The 3478-nt window shown below is 51.2% G+C and carries 6 protein-coding genes; all 6 read right to left on the minus strand.

Annotated elements, in window-relative coordinates:
• A partial coding sequence (locus QLG07_RS02455; protein ID WP_282468386.1) for a hypothetical protein occupies positions 1-269 on the minus strand: 269 nt, incomplete at its 3' end.
• A gap of 79 nt (positions 270-348) precedes the next feature.
• Entirely contained in the window at positions 349-633 is a 285-nt protein-coding gene (locus QLG07_RS02460) for a hypothetical protein (protein WP_282468387.1), read from the minus strand.
• Entirely contained in the window at positions 633-2033 is a 1401-nt protein-coding gene (locus QLG07_RS02465) for a DnaB-like helicase C-terminal domain-containing protein (protein ID WP_282468388.1), read from the minus strand. The genes QLG07_RS02460 and QLG07_RS02465 overlap by 1 nt, the downstream gene beginning before the upstream one ends.
• Positions 2023-2922 carry a DNA replication protein gene (locus QLG07_RS02470; protein ID WP_282468389.1) on the minus strand — a complete coding sequence of 300 codons (900 nt, stop codon included), beginning with the start codon at positions 2920-2922 and terminating at the stop codon, positions 2023-2025. Before QLG07_RS02470 ends, QLG07_RS02465 begins: the two co-directional genes overlap by 11 nt.
• On the minus strand, positions 2919-3059 hold the full coding sequence (locus tag QLG07_RS02475; protein WP_187153674.1) for a hypothetical protein: 141 nt from the start codon (positions 3057-3059) through the stop codon (positions 2919-2921). The genes QLG07_RS02470 and QLG07_RS02475 overlap by 4 nt, the downstream gene beginning before the upstream one ends.
• Positions 3060-3081: 22 nt before the next feature.
• Positions 3082-3375 carry a CII family transcriptional regulator gene (locus tag QLG07_RS02480; protein ID WP_282468390.1) on the minus strand — a complete coding sequence of 98 codons (294 nt, stop codon included), beginning with the start codon at positions 3373-3375 and terminating at the stop codon, positions 3082-3084.
• Between the last annotated feature and the right edge of the window lie 103 nt (positions 3376-3478).

Consider the following 3478-nt stretch of genomic DNA (forward strand, 5'->3'; position numbering starts at 1 on the left):
TGCCCGGCCCCGATAATGCGGAGCACTCTTTCCATCTCACGATTCATGATTGCGTGCAGTACGCGGTCACGGCGGTATTTGCACACTTCAGGCTTGTGCTTGCGCTTCTCGATAAATGGAAGTGATGATGACTTGTAGTAGCGCTGCATGATGTGGTTGCTTTGCGCTATGTCGTGGTGGATTAACTGCTGTGCTGTTGTCATGATTTCACCCCGTAATGCTGGATAGCTGTGATAATCAACCCGGTGCAGATGTAAATCGTCCCGCATATAACTCCAGTGTCAGAATTGGCAGCGTATGAGGCGCCAGTTAATCCGCCACCAATGGCACATATGAACATTGGGATTGTCATGATTTCACCAGCCCGGCCCGCATCTCTGCCTCAGCCGCCTCAATGTCAAAGTCTTCCGGTATGCTTTCGCAATAGGCGTGGATGCCTGCATGATTTATCTGGTAACCCTCAAAAGTTACTACCCCATCCTGAAGCCTTACGAAATCTAGGTAACCGTCATCAGCTAGCTGTTTTGCAACTTTCGAGCGAGTCTGAATTATTGGAAGTGGTATTTCGTTAAGTGCACACGAAATCTCTGCGCCCCATGCTTTTTCGAGAATGGCTAATTGCTTCTTGTTCATCAGAACCCCCCTCGCTTTGCTGGCTTCTCTTCGCGTTCAGCCGCCTTACGCTGTGCAGCAACCTGGTCACAGTCGTAGATAGATCCGTTGCGCTGCTCTGCATAAACCACACCGGACTTACCGTGGCGATTCAGTCGGAGAAGCAACTCGGTATCCTGCTGCGGATAGTTCTCGTCGTAGGCGCCTTCACGGTAGATGCCAAGCCAGTAATCGCAGTCCTGCTCAATCTGTCCAGTGTCGCGCGAGTCGCTTGGCAGTGGTCGCTTGTTGAGGCGTTTCTCAAGGTCGCGGTTAAGTTGCGTGAGGAGGACGACAACGCATCCGAGTTCTTTCGCCAGGTTCTTAAGTCCCTTTGTGATCAGACCGAATGACAGGTCGTTACGGTCAGCCTTTTCGCCAGTCATCAGCGTGAGGTAATCGACCATGACCATACCCACCGCGCCTTTCTCGCGCTTAATACGGCGAGCCTCTGCAACGATGTGAGCCAGAGTGATGCCAGGAGTGTCGTCGATGAATAGATTGCCCGACTCGACCAGCTCCATGGCCCGACCATTTGCCAGTGCGAAATCAGAATCGTTGTCACTACCACGGTAGAAAATATCCGTATTTACGCCCGATGCCTGACCTACCATGCGCTCGAAAATTTGCTTATCAGGCATCTCAAGGCTGAACAAAATGGCCGGGAGTTTTTCACGCATGGCGCAGTTGATCGCCATCTGGCTGTAGAGGGTTGTCTTGCCCATTTTCGGACGCGCACCGATGACGAACAAGGAGCCCTTAACCATCCCCTTTGGCTCTAGCAGGGCATCGAGCGATGGAATACCGGTAGATAATCCCCGGCTACGGCCAGAATTATCAAAACGCTGTTCAACCTCACAAAGCCAGTCGTCCATTACCTCAATCAGCGGACGGGCGCCTCGGCGATTACCTGTTTTGGCATAGTCGCTAATCTGGGTTGCCAGCATCTGAACCGCGTCGAATTTCTCTGCAGCCGTCATGCCATTACGTGCGTAAAACAGCTCGGTGGCCTCGTTCAGCTTCTGGATGCCGTAGCGCTCTGCTGCACGTTCGCGGATAACGCTGGCGTAGGCGCCGATGTTAGCCTGGCTAAATGAGCCCTTACCAACCTGCATCAGGTACGAGAAGCCACCAACCTGGTCAATCAGCCCTTCACGCTCAAGGCGATCTGATACCGTCATGCCGTCGATTGGAGAGGATTCTTTGTTCATCGACTTCATGGCACCGAAAATAACCTGGTGCTGACGGGAGTAAAAAGACTCAGCTTTAAGCGTTGCCAGAACCTTCTGAGCGCGTTCGCTTTGCGAGTCCAGCAGGATGGCTCCGATAACGCTTTGCTCGGCTTCAAGGCTGTGTGGTGCGGATAGAATCTCAGAGGTCATCGAAGGCTCCTTCGCGGGTTTTGGCGTAAACGTCTACGTCGAGGAAATATTCCAGGGCTTTTTTCCGCCAGGTCTTCCCGGTTCGCGTATCCGGTCGGTTCTCCAGCATCCAGCGGCAGTTGCTGCTGATGTAAGTCAGATAGGCTTCCCAGTCACTCAGGCTAAACGCATGACCGTCGAGCTTGCGGGTTATCTTCCCTGCTTTCTGCCAGAAGGATCGAATAAGATTACGGCGCTTGTCAGTGATGACGTTGATGCCCTGACATTCAGGAAGGACTGTGCGATAAACCTCGACTACCTGCTCACAGCTGATTGAAGGTTTTTTCTTATCAGGATTTTCCGCAGAAGATGCACACTTAATATCTTTAGATATTAAGTTAGTATTTAGTATTTCTTTATCTGTGGACAATCGCTGGACATCGGCTGGACACTCATCCTCCACACGCCTTACTGGCTGCGGGTTTGAGCTGGACACTGGCTGGACATCTGCTGGACACGAAAATTGCTGATATTCGTCGTATTTGACCACTTTCAATACAGTAAATCTGTTGGTCGATTTGGTTGTGATCATGTCCAGATTGGTGAACTTTCTTAGCAGGGCCTTAACCCGGTCAGCGGTCAGCCCGGTCTCTAGTGCCAGGCTATTTCTTCCAGTTATGAACTCACCCCGATCACAGAAAATATCACCGTAATCTGTTGCTACCATCGTAGGCTCATAGTTAGCACGAAGCAGAAGATGAACCCATAGGTGGGAGGCTTCTGCGTCCCTGTAGAAAGGCGTATCCATGATTTTACGGTGCAGCAAGGCAAACCCCTTACCGACTGAATTCGGCTTCTCCTGTTGCCGCCTGGCCTCCCTGACTACGGCAAGATTGGTTACATTGCTCATTTGCGTTTCTCCTTGCTGCGGCAGTCTTCCAGAATCCACTTCAGCTTTTCAGCCACGGAAGGATGCAAGGATTTCAGGAACTGCAAACGAGAGATATTTTTGTGAGTACCTACCTGGCTACTTACGTGCTTTCTCATGTATAATTACTCCTGTCGATTGTTAGAACTCGATAGTGATTTGTGAATTAGCCTCGGTTGCCGCCGGGGCTTTTTTATTGGTGAGCACAGCAGCAAACCGCCGCGCCAGTTCGACTATCTCCGTGTCGTCTACCCCGTACTCCAGAATCGCCAGAGCCATAGCAGCCTGACGAAAGAATCCATCCTTCATCCGGGATACCTTGCAGTCAGGTACGCCCATCAGTTTTGCGAACTTTGTCTGGCCCATTACGGCCAACTTCCCTAACAGCTGCGACTCAATGCGAGACGCTTTTTTGCGGTACTTTGCAGCTTCCATGATTGATAATTTCCATGTTGAATTAGTTACGTGCGATCACCCTGCGGGGTCGCATTGGTTGCTCTACAAGCGGCAGAGCGGTTCAGAGTTTTAAAGAGCGGTG

Source organism: Erwinia sp. V90_4 (genome assembly GCF_029967685.1).
GTDB classification, from domain to species: Bacteria; Pseudomonadota; Gammaproteobacteria; order Enterobacterales; family Enterobacteriaceae; genus Erwinia; species Erwinia aphidicola.

Excerpts from the sequence above, each read along its gene's own strand:
- QLG07_RS02475 (WP_187153674.1), bottom strand. The coding sequence starts at position 3,059 with ATGAGAAAGCACGTAAGTAGCCAGGTAGGTACTCACAAAAATATCTCT.
- QLG07_RS02465 (WP_282468388.1), bottom strand. The coding sequence starts at position 2,033 with ATGACCTCTGAGATTCTATCCGCACCACACAGCCTTGAAGCCGAGCAA.
- QLG07_RS02460 (WP_282468387.1), bottom strand. The coding sequence starts at position 633 with ATGAACAAGAAGCAATTAGCCATTCTCGAAAAAGCATGGGGCGCAGAG.
- QLG07_RS02470 (WP_282468389.1), bottom strand. The coding sequence starts at position 2,922 with ATGAGCAATGTAACCAATCTTGCCGTAGTCAGGGAGGCCAGGCGGCAA.
- QLG07_RS02480 (WP_282468390.1), bottom strand. The coding sequence starts at position 3,375 with ATGGAAGCTGCAAAGTACCGCAAAAAAGCGTCTCGCATTGAGTCGCAG.